13 protein-coding genes are annotated in these 16,807 nt (G+C 72.2%); 8 read left to right on the forward strand and 5 right to left on the reverse strand.

All coding sequences use genetic code 11. From position 1 onward, the window contains the following. Positions 1-181: 181 nt before the first annotated feature. On the reverse strand, positions 182-1,318 hold the full coding sequence (locus tag ABZ876_RS15025; RefSeq protein WP_361779788.1) for an aromatic acid exporter family protein: 1,137 nt from the start codon (positions 1,316-1,318) through the stop codon (positions 182-184). A gap of 219 nt (positions 1,319-1,537) precedes the next feature. Here ABZ876_RS15025 and ABZ876_RS15030 point away from each other — a divergent pair, with 219 nt between their 5' ends. From ABZ876_RS15030 to ABZ876_RS15040, 3 genes are all read left to right on the forward strand, one after another. Continuing rightward, on the forward strand, positions 1,538-4,252 hold the full coding sequence (locus ABZ876_RS15030) for a hypothetical protein (protein WP_361779791.1): 2,715 nt from the start codon (positions 1,538-1,540) through the stop codon (positions 4,250-4,252). A 202-nt stretch (positions 4,253-4,454) separates the two neighbouring features. Continuing rightward, on the forward strand, positions 4,455-4,655 hold the full coding sequence (locus ABZ876_RS15035; RefSeq protein ID WP_361779794.1) for a hypothetical protein: 201 nt from the start codon (positions 4,455-4,457) through the stop codon (positions 4,653-4,655). 133 nt (positions 4,656-4,788) lie between these two features. Next, the gene (locus ABZ876_RS15040; protein WP_361779797.1) at positions 4,789-4,959 is read left to right on the forward strand and encodes a hydrophobic protein; all 171 of its coding nucleotides are present in this window, start codon (positions 4,789-4,791) and stop codon (positions 4,957-4,959) included. A gap of 76 nt (positions 4,960-5,035) precedes the next feature. Here ABZ876_RS15040 and ABZ876_RS15045 read toward each other — a convergent pair whose 3' ends face one another. Then, entirely contained in the window at positions 5,036-5,959 is a 924-nt protein-coding gene (locus tag ABZ876_RS15045; protein ID WP_361779800.1) for a serine hydrolase, read from the reverse strand. Between the two features lie 270 nt (positions 5,960-6,229). Here ABZ876_RS15045 and ABZ876_RS15050 point away from each other — a divergent pair, with 270 nt between their 5' ends. Both ABZ876_RS15050 and ABZ876_RS15055 read left to right on the forward strand, forming a co-directional pair. Further along, positions 6,230-6,775 (forward strand): isochorismatase family protein, encoded by a 546-nt coding sequence (locus ABZ876_RS15050; RefSeq protein WP_361779803.1) that lies wholly within the window; start codon positions 6,230-6,232, stop codon positions 6,773-6,775. Then, positions 6,772-7,704, forward strand: coding sequence for a DJ-1/PfpI family protein (locus ABZ876_RS15055; protein WP_361779806.1), 933 nt, complete (start codon positions 6,772-6,774; stop codon positions 7,702-7,704). The genes ABZ876_RS15050 and ABZ876_RS15055 overlap by 4 nt, the downstream gene beginning before the upstream one ends. Positions 7,705-7,737: 33 nt before the next feature. Here the strand turns inward: ABZ876_RS15055 and ABZ876_RS15060 are convergent, their stop codons facing one another. Together ABZ876_RS15060 and ABZ876_RS15065 are read right to left on the reverse strand one after the other, a co-directional pair. Beyond that, complete coding sequence (locus ABZ876_RS15060) at positions 7,738-8,166, reverse strand: ATP-binding protein (RefSeq protein ID WP_361779809.1); 429 nt, start codon at positions 8,164-8,166, stop codon at positions 7,738-7,740. 141 nt (positions 8,167-8,307) lie between these two features. Further along, the gene (locus ABZ876_RS15065) at positions 8,308-9,066 is read right to left on the reverse strand and encodes a PAS domain-containing protein (protein WP_361779812.1); all 759 of its coding nucleotides are present in this window, start codon (positions 9,064-9,066) and stop codon (positions 8,308-8,310) included. 165 nt (positions 9,067-9,231) lie between these two features. On the opposite strand from ABZ876_RS15065, the gene ABZ876_RS15070 reads away from it, so the two are divergent. Further along, complete coding sequence (locus ABZ876_RS15070; RefSeq protein WP_361779815.1) at positions 9,232-10,200, forward strand: pyridoxal-phosphate dependent enzyme; 969 nt, start codon at positions 9,232-9,234, stop codon at positions 10,198-10,200. A 288-nt stretch (positions 10,201-10,488) separates the two neighbouring features. Here ABZ876_RS15070 and ABZ876_RS15075 read toward each other — a convergent pair whose 3' ends face one another. Then, positions 10,489-11,298, reverse strand: coding sequence for an SDR family oxidoreductase (locus tag ABZ876_RS15075; protein ID WP_361779818.1), 810 nt, complete (start codon positions 11,296-11,298; stop codon positions 10,489-10,491). A gap of 114 nt (positions 11,299-11,412) precedes the next feature. Between ABZ876_RS15075 and hemC the strand changes: the two genes are divergently transcribed. Together hemC and ABZ876_RS15085 are read left to right on the forward strand one after the other, a co-directional pair. Beyond that, positions 11,413-12,345, forward strand: coding sequence for a hydroxymethylbilane synthase (gene hemC / locus ABZ876_RS15080; RefSeq protein ID WP_361779819.1), 933 nt, complete (start codon positions 11,413-11,415; stop codon positions 12,343-12,345). A gap of 349 nt (positions 12,346-12,694) precedes the next feature. After that, positions 12,695-16,801, forward strand: coding sequence for a Pls/PosA family non-ribosomal peptide synthetase (locus tag ABZ876_RS15085; RefSeq protein WP_361779821.1), 4,107 nt, complete (start codon positions 12,695-12,697; stop codon positions 16,799-16,801). Positions 16,802-16,807 lie beyond the last annotated feature (6 nt).

Genomic DNA, 16,807 nt, shown 5'->3' on the forward strand with positions numbered 1-16,807 from the left:
TCTGAGCGCCGTACTGACGAACAAGGCTTCGCGCAGAGTCAATTGACGGTACGTCATACGATCGCCGCCGGTGCACGGTCTTCGCACGGCACCTGATTCCCTGCCCGCCGCCTCGCCTGTCCATCGCCGGCCCCCTGCGGACGTTCGGCCGGCCGCGGTCCGGGCATCCGGCGGCTCCGGATCACCGGGCCGCGGCGCCGGCCAGCTGGTCGGACAGGCGGTGGGCCTGGGCCAGCAAGGTGCCGTAGGTCGCCAGGCGGTCGGGATCCTCCGGCGGCGAGCCGTGCAGCCGGCGGCGGAGTTCGTCGAGTGTTTCCCGCAACTCCCGCACCGCATCGCGGAACTCCTGCTCGCGGCGGTGGCCGAACCGCATCAGACCGTAGAGCCGGACCGCCTCGGCGGTCCGCCGCAGAAAGTCCGCGTACGGCTCGGCGAGACGCGGATGCGGTCGGGTCTCCCGGCGTTCTTCCCCCGCGGCTTTCAGGACGGTCCGCGTCACCTCGGCGGTGTGCACGGCAGCGTGGTCCAGCACCACGATGGCGTCGTCGTACTCCTTGCCCGGCGCGGTGACACGGGCCCGCCGGCGCGGGTTTATCCGCAGGCTCTCCCGGCTCCACCCGAGCGCCGCGCGGGCCTGGTCGACCAGGCGTTGCAGGCGCAGGGCCCTTTCGTGCCAGGCCGCGGCCTCCTCGGTGTCCCACCGGCTCTCGGCCAGGCCCAGAGCCACATCCTTCAGGATCCGGTGCGTCTCCTCCGCGGCGTCCCGGAGCGCGGCGCGGCTGTCGCGCAGATACACCGGGGGCCGGATCAGCGCGTTGACCGCGATCCCGACCGCGGCGCCGAAGAGCGCCTCGGCGATCCGGGCCGCCGAGGCGGCGATCGTGACCGGGGAACGGGTGAGGACGAACAGCGCGCCCGTCGCCGCGTAGATCCCCTGGCTTCCCAGACGCTGCCAGTTGCCCAGCAGCACGGCGGTGGGCAGGACCAGCGCCATCGCCACCATGGTGTCGTCCAGGGCCATGGCGACCGCGGTGGCGATGACGGTGCCGGTGGCGATCGCCGCCAGCTGTTGCAGGCCGTGGGCGATCGACCGGTACACCGTGGACTCCACCAGGACGACCGCCACCCACGGCGCCACGAACGCCACCGGAGCCTTCAGCCACCAGCCCGCCACCGCCCACGCCACCCATGCGGCCAGCGCCGCCTTCACCGCCTGCACGGCCAGGTCCCGCTCCCGGCCGGGTGCCGCGGCCGCCCGTCGTACCGCATGCGCCGCGGCCTGCACATCGCCCCGCATGGCCGCCATGCGTCGTGCCATCCGTCCCATGACAGCCTGGGTGCCACCCTTGGCCCGAGAAATGCACCGCTGTTGCACAACTCATGAATGCCGGTCCTTCACAGGCAACGCACAGGCCCCCCCTCGTCGTCCTCCGTTGCGACGTGGCTTCCCGGGGAGACCCCCGGCGATCCGGAGGAGGAAAGCACTGTGATCCGTGCCCGGCGCACATGGGCGACCGCAGCCGCGATACTCGCGATAATGGGAGCGCCGACAGGGGCGGCGCAGGCCCAACAGACCCACGGGCAAAGACCGTTAGCCGCCTCGGCCGATACCGACGACACGCTGCCTCCCCGCTGGCGGATCACCGGCGAGGGCACCCGCCGTCAGCTGGTGTGGCGGTCCGACGCACGGGTGCCGATGGGGAACGCCCGCGTCGAGTTCTACGCCGGAGACCGTCTGCTCGGCGCGCCGAGAGCCGCCCAGGACGGGCATACCTTCCGGCTCGCGCTCGGCCATGCGCGTCCCGACTCCCTCACACACCTCGAAGTGCGGGCAGGGGGCCGCCGGCTCGACACGCGGGGCCGCATCTCCCGAATACCGGCGGACGATTCGGCGGGCCGGGCACCGGCCGCGCTGCCGGCGAACCCCGTCGACCCCGGCACCCCGGGCCGGTACCGCACCGTCACGGGCGAGTACACCCTCCCCTCCGTACGGCTGCCGGGCTTCCGGGCCCCCGTGGAGATGAAGGCCGTGGTCGTGGCGCCGACCGGAGCCAGCGGCCACCGCCCCCTCGCGCTGTTCCTCCACGGTCGTCACTCCACCTGCTACGCCGGGAACGAGGCGACCGGCGCATGGCCGTGCCCGGCCGGCGCCCGCCCCGTGCCGAGCTACCGGGGCTATCTGCGGGACCAGAAACTCCTGGCCTCCCAGGGGTATGTGACCGTGTCCGTCTCCGCCAACGGAATCAACGGGCAGGACTTCGCGGCGGAGGACGGTGGAGCACAGGCCCGTTCCTCGCTGGTACGCCTTCACCTCGCCCGCTGGGCGGACTGGGCGGCCCGCCCCGGCACGGCGCCGGCGGTGGTACGCCGGGCGCCACGCGCCGATCTGTCCCGTGTCCTGCTCGTGGGGCACTCACGGGGCGGCGAGGGCGTGAACCGCGCCGCCATGGACAGCCTGGACGCGCCGCCCGCCGGGCAGGACGGCTACCGGGGCCCGGTGCGCTGGCGCATCCGGGGCACCGTCCTCATCGGTCCCACGATCTTCGGGCAGAACCCGGTCGCGGACGTGCCGTCGGCGACGATCCTGCCGGGCTGCGACGGCGACGTGTCCGATCTGCAGGGTGAGGTGTACGTGGACGGCACCCGTGGGGTCAGCCGCGGTACCGCCCTGCACAGCGCCCTGTACGTGGTGGGCGCCGACCACAACTTCTTCAACAGCGAGTGGACTCCCGGGCAGGCCCAGGCGCCGGCCGAGGACGACTTCTTCACCGGCGACCAGCGGGACCGGGTGTGCTCACCAGGCAGCGCGACCCGGCTGACCGCGGCGCAGCAGCAGCAGGCGGGTGCCACGTACATCGCGGCGGCGGCCCGGCTGTTCGTCGCGGGCGACGACCGGGCGCGTCCCCTGCTGGACGGCTCGAACCTGCGAGCGCCGTCGGCGGACCCCGCGCGCGTGCTGACGCACGCGGTGGGCGCACGCCGCACCGGAACGTTCCTTCCGGACACTTCCGTCACCGTGCACGGCGGCCGGCTGTGCGCCGCGGTGGACCCGGCACCGGCGACCGCCTGCCTGGACTCCTCCACCCCCGGGGCCTCGCCGCACTTCGTGCGGTGGGAGACCGACAAGGAGGCGGGGCGCCGGGCGGTGGCGCTGACCTGGTCCGCGGCGGGTGCCGCGGTGCGGGTACGGAATGCGCGGCCCGTCTCACTCGAGGGTGCCAAGGCACTCTCCCTGCGTGTGATCGTGCCGCCCGGCAGCACCGGGACTCAGCTGGACGTCGCGGTCGCCGATGCCTCGGGGCACCGGGCGACGCTGGGCCGTGTCCGCGTCGACGGTCTGCCCGGAACGGACCGGACCGCCTCGTACTGGGCCCGGGAGGTGCGTGTGCCGCTCACGGCCGCGGCCCGGGCCGGAGTGGACCTGCGCCGGATCGGCACCCTTGACCTGACACCGCGGAGCCGCAGTGGACGGGCATGGCTGATGGACGCATGGGGCTGGCGGCCCGGCACTCCCGAGGCACGGCCGGCCGCGCTGGCCCGCGTCGACCTCGGCCGGCTGACCGTCAAGGAGGGGAACTCCGGAACCCGCACTTACCACGTGCCGGTCCGGGTCTCCGGTCACGGCAGCGGCCAGGTGCGCTTGTACGTCGCCGACCCCGTCACCGGCAGGGCCACGACCCGGCTGGTGACCGTGCGGCCCGGAGCCGGCGGCATCGACGTACCGGTGAAGGTGACGGGCAACACCCGCTTCGGCTACGGCGTGGAGCACGACGTCTTCGTGAAGGCGGTCAGGGGTTCCGTGGTCGGTTCGCACCGCGGCGGAGTGACCGTGGAGAACGACGACCCGATGCCGAGGATCACCTTGACGCCCCTTGCCGACAAGGTCACAGAGGGACAGAGCCTGAAGTGGCGGGTCACGCTGTCCGCGCCGGCCGACACGCACATACCCGCGGTGTTCGGCGTACTGCCGGTCTCCGGCAGTCCCGAACTGTCCACCAAGGACGTCGATCCGCGGTGGCTTCTCGACAACTCCGGTCAGGCGCCGGACCCGGAGCGGCCGCTGTCCCGGATCGAGCAGTTGTCTGTGTGGACACAGGTGCCGCCCGGGCAGCTCAGCACCGAAGTAGCCGTGCCCACGATCCGGGACGCGGTGGCCGAATCCGCGGAGTCGGTTCACCTGCAACTGACCGACGGCACCGACGGACCGCAGACCGGGCCGGTGGTCACCGGCACGGTGCTGGACGCCTCCTAGCCGGTACCGCATGAGAGACGGGACCGCGGCCGGTGAGGGCCGCGGTCCCGTGCTTTGCGCGCCGACGCGCCGACGGAAGCGGGGGAAGACCCGACGAAAGGGTGATCGTCATCCTGCGTTCGGAGTCGTGCGGCTTCTACACGGAGCGTTCTCGGGCAGTCGCGGGCATATGGCCACGCCTACAGACGAGAGGGGATCCGTGATGAAGGAGCGTCATGCGAATCGGCAGCGGAAGCATCCGTCGGACAGGGGCGCGTGGCTCAGACGTGACGTCTGTCGCCTGTACATGTGGCTGCGCCGCCATGGGCGCTACGTCCCCGACCGGTTCCTTCAGGGCGCGGCGTACAAGCTGGGGAGCTGTGCCGTGACCCTGGTGCTGCTGTGGTGGGAGACCAGGCACTGAGGTCGCGACGGGCCCCGCCCCGGCGGACCGTCAAAAGACGGCGAGTGCCCGCACCAGCAGTGAAGAAACCATGGTTTTCGAGCGCGTGTACCCAGGAGATCAGGGGCAGACGGAGCGGCGGAGGTTGATAACTATGGTTCCCCTGCTTCTGGTTCTGCTGCTCGCACTGATTCTCTTCGGTGCCGGATTCGCGCTGAAGGCCCTGTGGTGGATCGCGGTCGTCGTGCTGGTGCTCTGGCTGCTGGGCTTCATCGTCCGGCCGGCCGGCCCCGGTGGACGCAAGGGCCGCTGGTACCGCTGGTGACACCGGCGCATCCCATGGGTGTGGGGCCGGCGCACGCGCCGGCCCCACACCCATGTCCGGGTCCCCCGACGGGTCGTCAGCGGCCGGAAGCCGAGCGCACGGCGTCCCGCGCCGAACCCTCCACCAGGGCGACACCGCCCTTCATCGAGGTGCTGCCGTCCGAGAGGACCGCGACCAGATAGCGGTGTCCCTTCACGGTGATCTGCCCGATGCTGTTGACGTCCCACAGCCCGGTCGTGGTGCGTTGCAGCCATCCGTTCTTCAAGGCCCACCCCGAGCCCGCGGCCGCCGAGACCCCCCACGCCTGGTCCTTTTCGATACGGGTCATCAGCGTCCGGATGTATTCCCGCGAGTCCGCGCGCAGTGCCGGTGAGGCCGGGTGCGCCGCCGGGCCGGTGTCGAACACCGCCCGCAGCAGCCGTATCTGGTCCCGGGCCGTCGTCTGTGTCAGCCCCCACAGCAGGCCGGGGCCGCCCTTGGTGGCGGTCAGCCCCAATCGCCTGTTGGCCGCCTCGAGCCCGTGGGCTCCGCCGATCTGCCGCCACAGCGCAGTCGCCGACGCATTGTCGCTGTGCCGGATCATCGCCTCCGCGTGAGCGTGCTCCTGCGCGGTCAGCGGCCGTCGCGCGTCCTGTGCCTGGAGCATCACCGCGGCGAGGATGTCGACCTTGACGATGCTCGCGGTGTCGTACCGGGTGTCGGCCCCGTGGACCGTGGGCTCCCGGCCCGTGCCGTCCAGGTCGAGCACCGCGGCGGTCACCCGTGTCCTGGCCTGGGGGTGCACCGGCATGGGCGACTCGGCGGGGGTGTGGGGGACGGCCTGGGACGGGGTGGTTTTCGCCGGAGACGTGGCCGCGTCCGCCGGCGCCGAGTGGAGGGCGCCGGCCGAGAACAGGCCCGTCACCGAGGCCAGGAGTACACCGGCGCAGACGGTGGCGCGCTTGCCTCGGCGCCCGCCTGCGGTCCCCGGGCGTCGCGGGGAGAACGGTCGGAAGAGCATGGTCAAGCAGGCCTCAGCAGGTCGTATGGAAGGGGCACTGAACGTCGAACGTAGACAAAACGCCCGATCCGTGAGGTGAGGGCCGTCACTATGGGCCGCCTTTGTCCCGAAGTGTGGGGAGAACCACAGGCTGACGTGTGGGTCAGGTCACATGTGTCGCCTTCGTGGGGTCATCCGCCGACCGCAGCGTCCCCGTGTGACCGGATCGTTCCGCCACGAGCCCTGATCAGGTCTTCGATCAAGGCATCGTGCCCGCTCACAATGGGTGTCATGAATCGCGCACTGATCGTTGTCGATGTCCAGGAATCGTTCCGCGCCCACCCGCTGTGGGAACGGATTTCCGACCCGAAGATCGCCGAGCCGGTGGACCGGCTGGTCGCGCTGGCCCGCGCCGCCGGCGACCTCGTCGTCTGGGTGCTGCACACCGAGCCGGGTTCCGGGGGCGCCTTCGATCCGGAGTCGGGGCACATCCGGCCCCTGGCGGAGCTGGACGGCCCGCGGCCGGGTGAGCCGGTGCTGCACAAGACGTCCCACAACGCCTTCACCACGACCAACCTTCAGCAGCTGCTCACCGAGGCCGGCATCCGTGAGCTGCGGGTGTGCGGCATCCGCACCGAGCAGTGCGTGGAGACCACCACCCGCGTCGGCAGCGACCTCGGCTACCGCATGGTGTTCGTCACCGACGCCACCGCCACCCACCCCATCGGCGAACTGAGCCCCGCCGCGATCATCGAGCGCACCGAGGCGGTCCTGCGCGACCGGTTCGCCCGCATCGCCACCGTGGCCGAACTCGAGGCGGAGGCGTCCGGCGCGTGACCCGCGTGGTCTTCGTTCTGCTGCCCGGTGTCCATCTGCTGGATCTGGCCGGTCCCGCCCAGGTCTTCAGCACGGCGGCGGACCTCGGGCGGCCGTACGAACTGGCGTATGCGGCCGAGCAGTCGCAGGTCGTCAGTGCTCAGGGACTGCCGCTGCTCGCGACCACCGAGTGGCCCGCCCTGTCCACCGAGGACCTCCTCGTGGTGCCGGGCTGGCGCGCGCCCGCCCTGCGGGACGGGCCGGGCATCGGCGACGACGTCCTGCGGCGGCTGCGCGCCCACCACGCGGCCGGCGGCACGGTCGCCAGTGTGTGCGCAGGGGCCGAGGCGCTCGGCCGGGCGGGACTGCTGGACGGGCGCCGCTGTACCACGCACCACGATGTGCAGGACGAACTGGCGGCCCGTCACCCGCGGGCGATCGTGGTCCGGGACGTCCTGTTCACCACGGACGACCGTGTGGTCACCTCGGCGGGTATCGCCAGCGGCATCGACCTCGCCCTGCACCTGGTCGCCGTGCGGCACGGGCCCGCGCTCGCCGCCCGCGTCGCCCGGGACATGGTCGTACACACCCGCCGCAACGGCCACGAGCCCCAGGCGAGCGCCATGCTGCGGCACCGGGCCCATCTGGACGACGCCGTGCACCGCGTCCAGGACCTGATCGACGAGCGCTTCACCGAACCGCTTCCGCTGGACACCCTGGCCTCGTACGCGGGTGTCAGCGCCCGCACCCTCACCCGCCGCTTCGGCCGGGCCACCCACGGTCTGAGCCCCCTGCGCTACCAGCAGACCCTGCGCCTGGAGCGCGCCGAACACCTCCTGGGCCACGGCGCCACCATGGAGGCCGCCGCCCGGGAGGTCGGCCTCGAAGGCGCCCGGATGCTGCGCCGCCTGCGCCGGCGCCCCGGCCCGGCGGGGGAGACGGTGTCCTGAGGCGAGGCCACCGATCCGCCGCCGGTACGCCGGTCACGAACCGTCGGTGCCGGTGCCCGGGGCGGGTGGTCTGAAGCACGCGTGGACGATCTTGCCGTCGGGGCAGGGCCGCGCCTGCCACTCGTCGGCCAGCGCGTCGACGAGCAGCATGCCGCGTCCGCCGAGCCCTTCGTCGCTCGGCGGACGCGGCGTGGGCAGGTGGCTGGAGGTGTCGTGGACGGCCACGTGCAGACACCGCGTGTCCCAGGTCAGCACCAGTTGCGCGGAGCTGTGCGCGTGCACATGCGCATTGGTGACGAGTTCCGAGATGGTCAGCAGGACCGCGTCCACCGTCTGCGGCGCACGCTCGGTCCAGCCCAGTGACCTCAGGTGCTCGCGAGCCCAGTCCCGGGCCTCCTTCACCCCGCTGTTCACCGGCAGGCAACGCGCCCACCCCACCGCTCTCACCGCTGATCCGCTCACCGTGTCCTCCCTGCTGAGACCCTGTACCGTGCGTGTACCCGCCCCGCGCGTGTCGACGCCGCACGGTCGGCACCAGCGCCGACGCGATACCGCTGCGGTGCCCCTGGCAGCCGGGGCGGAGGGCTCACGGCGCAGGGGCTCTCACGGTGTGCCGTCCGGCAGTCCGGTGTCGTCCCCGGCCTCGGTGCGGGCCGCCGAGAGGTAGTTGTAGGCGGAGGCCCGGGAGACGCCGAGCCGGGCCGCGACCTGCTGCACCGCGCCGCGTACGGCGAACACGCCGCGCCGGTCGAGGTCGCGGAACAGCTGAAGCCGTTCCCCGCGGCCGAGTTGGGCCCACGGCTTGTTCTGGCGGAGCTGGTGTTCGTCGACGATGGCGTCCAGCACCGCGCCGATGTCGTCGCCGAACGTCGTGGTCGGTACGGCCGCGGGGGAAGCGGCGACACCGGCGATCTCGCCGACCAGCGCATGGACCTGGTTGAGGGTGGTGATGTCGAGGTTGACGCACAGGGCACCGAAGACCGTGCCGCTCGAGTCGCGGAGCACCATGGTCGACGACTTGACCATCTTCCCGTCCCGGGTGCGGGTGAGGTAGTTCAGTTCGTCGCGCGCCTGGTCGCCGCGCGCCAGGAGGTGCATGCCGATCTCGCTCATCGATCCGCCCAGACCACGGCCGGTGACCGACCCGGCGAGGGCGACGATGGAGTGCTCCGGGCGCCGGAAGTCATGGATCACCACTTCGCAGAAGGACCCCAGGGTGGCGGCGATCCCGTCGATCACGGGGGTGAGCGCGGCGATGACGGCGTCCTGCTCGGCGGCCGCCGTCCCGGACCGCGCGCGGCTCGCCGCGCCCCCGGAGCCGGTACCGGGCCCGCCGGGTCCCCCGCCGTCCGCGTCGCTCATGCCTGTCCGTCCATGTGCAGTCCGCCCGTCTCTCCTGTATAGGAGCGATGTTCCCAGGGGTTGGACGACGAGTACATGGTCTGGACAGAAATTCCAGCCCGTAGCAGAGTGATGGCGTCGACGACCGCAGGGGGCTCACCCGGTGGCCCGGAACGGAGCAGGAACATGACCGACACCCAGCACGTCACCCTGGCGGACGTGCAGGACGCCGCCGCGCGGATCAAGGGCGTGGCCCACCGCACCCCGGTGCTGCGCTCGCGCACCCTGGACCGGCTGGTCGGCGCCGAGGTCTTCGTCAAGTGCGAGAACTTCCAGCGTGTCGGCGCCTTCAAGTTCCGCGGTGCGTACAACGCCGCGTCACGGCTGTCCTCCGGGCAACTCGCGAAGGGCATCGCCGCGTACTCCTCCGGCAACCACGCGCAAGCCGTCGCCCTGGCCGCCCGGGAGTTGGGCAGCAGTGCCGTGATCGTCATGCCGGAGGACACCCCGGTCTCCAAGCGGGAGGCGACCGCCGGATACGGGGCGGAGATCGTCACCTACGACCGCTACACCGGGGACCGCGTCGCGATCGGGGAAGCGCTCGCGGCCGAACGCGGACTCGCCCTCATCCCCCCGTACGAACATCCGCACGTCATCGCGGGACAGGGCACGGCGGCCCTCGAACTCGTGGAGGAGGTCGGGGAGTTGGACGCCGTCGTGGTGCCGGTCGGCGGCGGTGGGCTGATCGCCGGAACCGCGACGGCCGCCAAGGGGCTTCTGCCCGCCGTGCGGGTGATCGGCGTCGAGCCGGAGGCCGGCGACGACACCAAGCGCTCCCTGGAGGCCGGGCGGCGCGTGTCCATCCCGGTGCCGCGCACCATCGCCGACGGTCAGGCCGCGGACATCCCGGGTGAGCTGACCTTCTCCATCAACCGGCGGCTGGTGGACGAGATCGCCCTCGTCGGCGACGAGGGGATACGGGACGCCATGCGGTTCGCCTTCGAACGCATGAAGCTCGTCATCGAACCCAGCGGCGCCAGCGCCCTGGCCGCACTGCTCGACCACCGGATCACCCCCGTGCCGCGCAGAATCGGCGTCATCGTCTCCGGCGGCAACATCAGCGCCGAGCGGTTCAACGAGATCACCGGCGGCTGAGCACCCCCGACCGCTCGGCGGGTGCCTCGCACCGGGTCGACGGGCCCGGCGTCGTATGCGGTAAACTCGATCACGAGCCGCTCGCCGGAACTCCCGGTGGCTGCTTATGCGTTGGTGGTCCAAGGAAAGACGCCCCGCTTCCTGTGGGGAGATGCAGGTGCAAGGCCTGCCCGGCGCTCCGTGACGAGCCCCCTCCCCGGCATGCGGAGGGGGCTCGTGTGCTGTCCGCGGGGCGTTGTGCCTACGGCGTCCACGCGTCCTCTGCCCGCGCCCGCCGGGGACCCGCGCTCAAGGACGCCGCCAGTCGTCGCCGGTCAGATGCGATCCGGCCATCGGGCCCATCCGCAGCATGCCACCGTCCACGCTCCAGGACGCCCCGGTGACGTACGAGGCGTCGGGACCGGCGAGGAAGGCGATCACGGCCGCGACTTCGCGGGCGTCGCCCGGGCGCCCGAGCGGAATGCCCGTGCGGCGCCGGCTGTGCACGTCCGTGTCCTCCTGGCCCGTCATGGGCGTGGCGATCTCGCCCGGTGCCACCGAGTTGACGGTGATGCCGTGCTCGGCCAGCTCCAGGGCCATGACCTGGGTGAGCAGACCGAGGCCGCCCTTGGCCGCGCAGTACGGGGCGGCACCCACCCGTGGCTGATGTTCGTGCACGGAGGTCACATTGACGATCCGGCCGCCGTCGCCCTGCCGGATCATCCGTCGTGCCGCCCGCTGTCCGCACAGGAACGGGCCGAGCAAGTCGACGTCCAGAACCCGGCGCACCTCGTCCGGCTCCAGATCCAGGAAGGGGGTGGCCGTCCCCGTTCCGGCATTGTTGACCAGGACGTCGATACGCCCGAGTTCCTCAGCCAGCTCGTCGATCGTGTCCGCGGCGGCGGGCAGCCGGGTGAGGTCCAGATGTGCCACGGCGGCCCGGCGTCCCTTGCCGCGCACCTCCTCGGCGGTCTCCTCGGCGCCCTTGTGGTCGCTGTGCCAGGTGATGCCGATGTCCATCCCCGCCTCGGCCAGCCGGACGGCGGTGGCGCGGCCGATGCCGGAGTCGGAACCGGTGATCAGGGCCACCTTGGACGCGCAAGGGGTGGGGGCGGACATAAGGCACCTCCCGGTCGGTGAATGCGCTCGGACGACGCCTCGCAGTACCCGGGGACGTACGCGGCAAACCGGAGATCGTACGCCCGGCCCCTGCCGAGGGACTATCGTGCCCTCATGCCCGTCGACCTCATCCGCATCGTCTCCCGCGACTCTCCGATGGCGCTCGCCCAGGTGGAGAGAGTCCGGGCCGAACTGGCCGCGCTCCACCCGACGGTGCGCACCGAGGTGATCCCGGTGAAGACGACCGGTGACAAGTGGATGGGCGACCTCTCCCGCGTGGAGGGAAAGGGCGCCTTCACCAAGGAAGTCGACGCCGCACTGCTGGCGGGTGAGGCCGATCTGGCGGTCCACTGCGTCAAGGACATTCCCGCCGACCGTCCCCTGCCGGCCGGCACGATGTTCGCCGCCTTCCTCAAGCGCGACGACATCCGGGACGCGCTCGTCGACCCCGCGGGCCGCACTCTCGACGAACTGCCCGCCGGAACACGCATCGGCACCTCCTCGGTGCGCCGCACCGCGCAGCTCGCCGCGTCCCACCCGTACCTCCAGTGCGTCCCGATGCGCGGCAACGCGAACCGCCGCCTGGACAAGCTCGCCGCAGGGGAAGCCGACGCCCTGCTCCTCGCCGTCTCCGGTCTGCAGCGGATCGGCCGCACCGACGTGGTCAGCGAGATCCTGCCGGTGGAGACGATGATGCCGCCGATCGGCGCGGGTGTTCTCGCCCTCCAGTGCCGTGAGGACGACACCGACACCATCGAGACCGTAAGCGGCCTCGGTGACCCCGACACACACCGCGAAACCCTCGCCGAGCGCATGTTCCTGCACGTCCTGCAAGGCCACTGCAACAGCCCGATCGCCGGGTTCGCCCGTGCCGGGCGCGGCGGGGAACTCTCGCTGCGGGCCTGCGTGTTCACCCCGGACGGCAAGACCGTGCTCAACGCTCACGAGTGGGCCGGCCGCCTCGACCCGGCCACCCTCGGCACCTCCGTCGCCGTCGCCCTCCTCCGGCAGGGCGCACGCGACCTGATCGACGGCATCGCGCACTGAACGGGAGGGTCCCGCACGCCTCCTCGGGAGATCTTCGCTCAACCCCCCTGTGAGCGGCGGGCGTTCGACGTTCCCGTCGGTGCGGCCACGGCGGGCGGCCGGCGCCCGCTGCTCGGCTTCCCCGCGCGTCCGCCTCCCGGGAACGGCCCCGCCTTCCGAGGCACCAGGAGGACGTACCCGGAAGCACGCGGACGGACGTACGAGGAAAAAGGCCGGGGCCATCGGCGCACCGAGCGCCGCGTTTTCTGCCTTCCCGTCTCTCTCAGCGCTCTCTCAGCGGCCATCGGACAGGCTGGACGGGTTACCGACAGGCGAGCGAACGCCCTGCGCTCGGGAAAGAGTGAGCCCCATGGCCTCCAGCACCTCCGCCCCGCCCGTCTTCCCGGCTGGAGGTCACGCCGGACCGAGGAAGACGGGCTCGGCCCGCAGACTGCACGGCTTCTACGAATCGGCCTGCGACAAGGCGCCGTCGTCCGTGGCGCTCGAGTGCGACGGGCGGCGGCTGACCTACGCCGACCTCGACGCCCGTGCCAACCGGATAGCCCACTACCTGCGCCGCGCGGGCATCGGCCCGGGCGCGCGCGTGGCGCTGCTGCTGCCGCGCTCGGAGGACATGTACGCGTCCCTGCTGGCGGTCGGCAAGGCCGGCGCGGCGTTCATCCCGATCGATCCCGCGTCCCCACCCGACCGGGTCGCCTTCGTCCTGGGTGACGCCGGCGCGGCCGCACTGCTGACCGTATCCGCACTCGCCCCCGGGGCGTCGCAGGAACGGGTGCCGGCGAGGTGCAGGGTGATCGACCTCGACGCGTGCGCCGGTGCACTCGGCTCCCTGCCCACCACCCGCCCGGACCGGGCGGACGCGGGCGGCGACGACCCGCTCGCGTACATCATGTACACCTCCGGCTCCAGCGGCAGGCCCAAGGGCGTCGAGATCGCCCAGTCGAGCATCTGCAACTTCCTCCGTGTCGTCACTCCCGTCTACGACGTACGAGCCCACGACCGGGTGTACCAGGGCATGACCATCTCGTTCGACTTCTCCATCGAGGAGATCTGGCCGACGTGGACGGCGGGCGCCACACTCGTCGCCGGACCGGCGGGTCCCGGGCGGCTCGGCGCCGACCTCGCCGACTTTCTGGAGGAGCACGGCGTCACGGTGCTGTACTGCGTTCCGACGCTGCTGGCGACGATTCCACGGGAACTGCCGAAGATCCGGACGATCGCCGTGGGCGGCGAGGCATGCCCGGGTCAGCTCGTCGAGCGGTGGAGCAGGCCGGGACGCCGCATCCTCAACACATACGGGCCGACCGAGGCCACCGTGACCGCCACCTGGAAGGAACTGCTTCCCGGACGGCCCGTGACCATCGGACGGCCTCTGCCGACGTACTCGGTGGTCCTGCTCGACGAACGGCGCCGGCCCGTGCCGCCCGGCTCGGTCGGTGAGATCTGCCTCGGCGGACCGGGTCTCGCCCGTGGCTACGTGGGCCGGCCGGACCTGACCGCCGACCGATTCATCGAGAACCCCACGACTCCCTCCGGCGGCCGGCTCTACCGCACCGGGGACCTCGGGCGGATAACCGACGACGGGGAGATCGAATATCTGGGCCGGGCCGACGCCGAGGTCAAGATCCGCGGCTACCGGGTCGCGCTCGACGAGATCGACAACGTACTGCTCGAGGATCCGGACGTGGCCGAGGCCGTCACGGCGCTCGTCCCCACGCCGGGCACGGACGGGAACGGGCACGACGACGGCGAGTACGGCAAGGCCCTGGCCGCCTACGTCGTACGCACCCCACAGGACCCGGACCCGGACGGCTCGGGTGACGACGTCCTCGCCGCCCGGCTGCACGAGCGCCTGCGCCGCACCCTGCCCGACTACATGGTGCCGTCGTACGTGGACATCCTCGACCGGCTGCCGGCCATGCCCAGCGGCAAGGTCGACCGCAGACGGCTGCCGGCCCCGACCGGCCGCCTGCTCAGGGCGAACGGCCCGGTGGTGCCCGCCCGCGGCCAGTGGGAGACGCGGGTGCGGGACGTCTGGGCCCAGGTGCTCGGCATCGCCCCGGACCAGCTCTCTGCGGAGGCGGACTTCTTCACCGACCTCGGGGGCCACTCCCTGCTCGCCGCCCGGGCCGTGTCGCTGCTGCGCCAGGACGGCGAAACCGGCCCCACGCTGCGTGACCTCTACGGGAACCCGACCGTCCGGACGTTCGCGGCCCGACTGCGCACCCCGGCCGCCGCCGCGTCCTCGGTGGCCCCGCCCCGCCCAGCGCCGCTCCGCCACCGAAGCGGCCGGATCGCGCGCGCCGGGCTGGTCCAGGCGGGAGTGCTGTACATGACGCTGCTCCTGTTCACCTTGCCGGTCGCCCTGTACGCCGCACAGCACGGGGGGATCTCGGACTGGCCGATCGTCGAACTGGCCGGCGTGGTGCTGGCCGGTTACACCGTCGTGCGCTGGATCGTGCCCTTCGTCCTGGCGCGCCCGCTGGCGGCGGGTATCCGCCCGGGCCGCTACCCGCTCTGGGGAGCGACCTATCTGCGTCTGTGGAGCCTGGGCCTGCTCCTGGGCCTCAGCCCGCTGGGGACGCTGAGCGGCTCCCCGATGATGGCCCCCTGTCTGCGGCTGCTCGGTGCGCGCGTCGGAGCCCGCACCACCATCGCCACCGGCATGATCGCCCTGCCGACCCTGCTGACCATCCGCAGCGACGCCGCGATCGGCTACGGTGCCACGCTGCGCACCTGGCAGGTCGCGGACGGATGGGTGACGGTCGCTCCGATCACCATCGGCGAGGGGGCGTTCGTCGGCGCCAACGCGGTGCTCGAACCCGGGTCCCGCATGGGTCCCCGCTCCGGGCTCGGTGAACAGTCCGTGCTGGGTCCTGACGAGGTGGTCCCTGCCAGGGCACGCCGTGCCGGATCCCCCTCCCGCCCGGTCGAGGCGCTCGCCCCGGCCGTGGAGACCATGCTGGGCAGGTGCGGCGGCACGGACCGGTGGCGGCCCCGTCAGCTGGTCGCCGCGCTGCTCGGCCTCGTCTTCCTGGAACTGGCCGTGCCCGCCATGGGCCTGCCGTGCCTGGCACTGCTCTATTCGGCGTGGGTGCGCTGGGGCACAGGGGCGGCCGTGGCCGCCACCGCGCTGGTCGGCCCGCTCTGGGTGGGCACGGTGTGCTGCTCGGTCGCCGTCGGGAAACGAGTGGTCCTGCCCGCGGTGCCCCTCGGCATCCACCCGGCCCGCTCCTCGCTCGGTGTCCGCAAGTGGGTCGCGGACAGGCTGCTGGCATACAGCCTCGCCTTCACCAATTCGCTCTACGCGACCCTCTACACCGTGCCGTGGCTGCGACTGCTCGGGGCGCGCGTCGGCCGGGGCGCCGAGGTCTCCACGACCGCATACCTCGACCCGGATCTGCTCACCCTGGGGGAGTGCAGCTTCGTGGCGGACATGGCGAGCGTCGGATCCGCCGCCTTCGCGGCCGACCGGATGGCGTTCGGGCCCACCGAGGTGGGCAGCCGCGCCTTCGTCGGCAACGCGGCGCTCGTACCGGCGGGAACGGAACTGGGGGCGAACTCGCTGGTCGGTGTGGCGACCGTCCCGCCGCCGGACCGGGTACCGGCCGGAACCAACTGGCTGGGTTCGCCCGCGCTGCGGCTGCCGGTGCGCCAGAGCAGCGGCTCGTACCCCGAGGAACTCACATACCGGCCGACCCGCACAGCGGTACTCGGCCGCCTGGGCATCGAGTTCTTCCGCGCCACCGTGCCGCCCGCGGTGCTGGTCGGCGGGGCCTACCTGTATCTGGCGGTACTGTCGGTCCTCGCCCGCGCCGTGGGGCCGGCGGCGGTGCCGCTGTCGCCCTTCCTGGCCATGGGCGGGTCACTGGCCGTCATCGTGTTCTGCGTGGTGGTCAAGCGCCTGGTCGTGGGCAGATACCGGCCGCGCGTCGAGCCTTTGTGGAGCCTGTTCGTCCGGCGCACGGAGTTCGTCACGGGCCTCTACGAGGCCGCCGCGGTCCCGGCGGGAGTGGGTACGCTGGTGGGCACACCGTTCCTGCCGCCGGTGCTCCGTCTCCTCGGCGCCCGCATCGGCCGGCGTACCTGGATCGGCACCACTTTCCTCACGGAATTCGACTTGGTGGAGGTGGGTGACGACGCCACGATCGGTCCGAATGTCTCCTTGCAAACGCATCTGTTCGAAGACCGCGTCATGAAGATGTCCAAGGTGACCGTCCGCTCCGGTGCCGGCATCGGAACCCGATCGATCGTGCTCTACGACGCGGTGGTGGGCGACGGTGTTCGGCTCGGGGCGCTGTCTCTGGTCATGAAGGGCGAACGGCTGACGCCGGGGACGAGCTGGCTCGGTCTCCCCGCCGAGGGACTGGTCGAGCGCTCCGCCTCCGGGCCGCGGGAACAGCCGCCCGTCCGCACCGGGCGCGCGGAAACAAGGAGTGTGAACCAGGGGTGGTGAACAGGA

The sequence above is a fragment of the Streptomyces sp. NPDC046931 genome, from assembly GCF_040644655.1.
Lineage (GTDB): Bacteria > Actinomycetota > Actinomycetes > Streptomycetales > Streptomycetaceae > Streptomyces.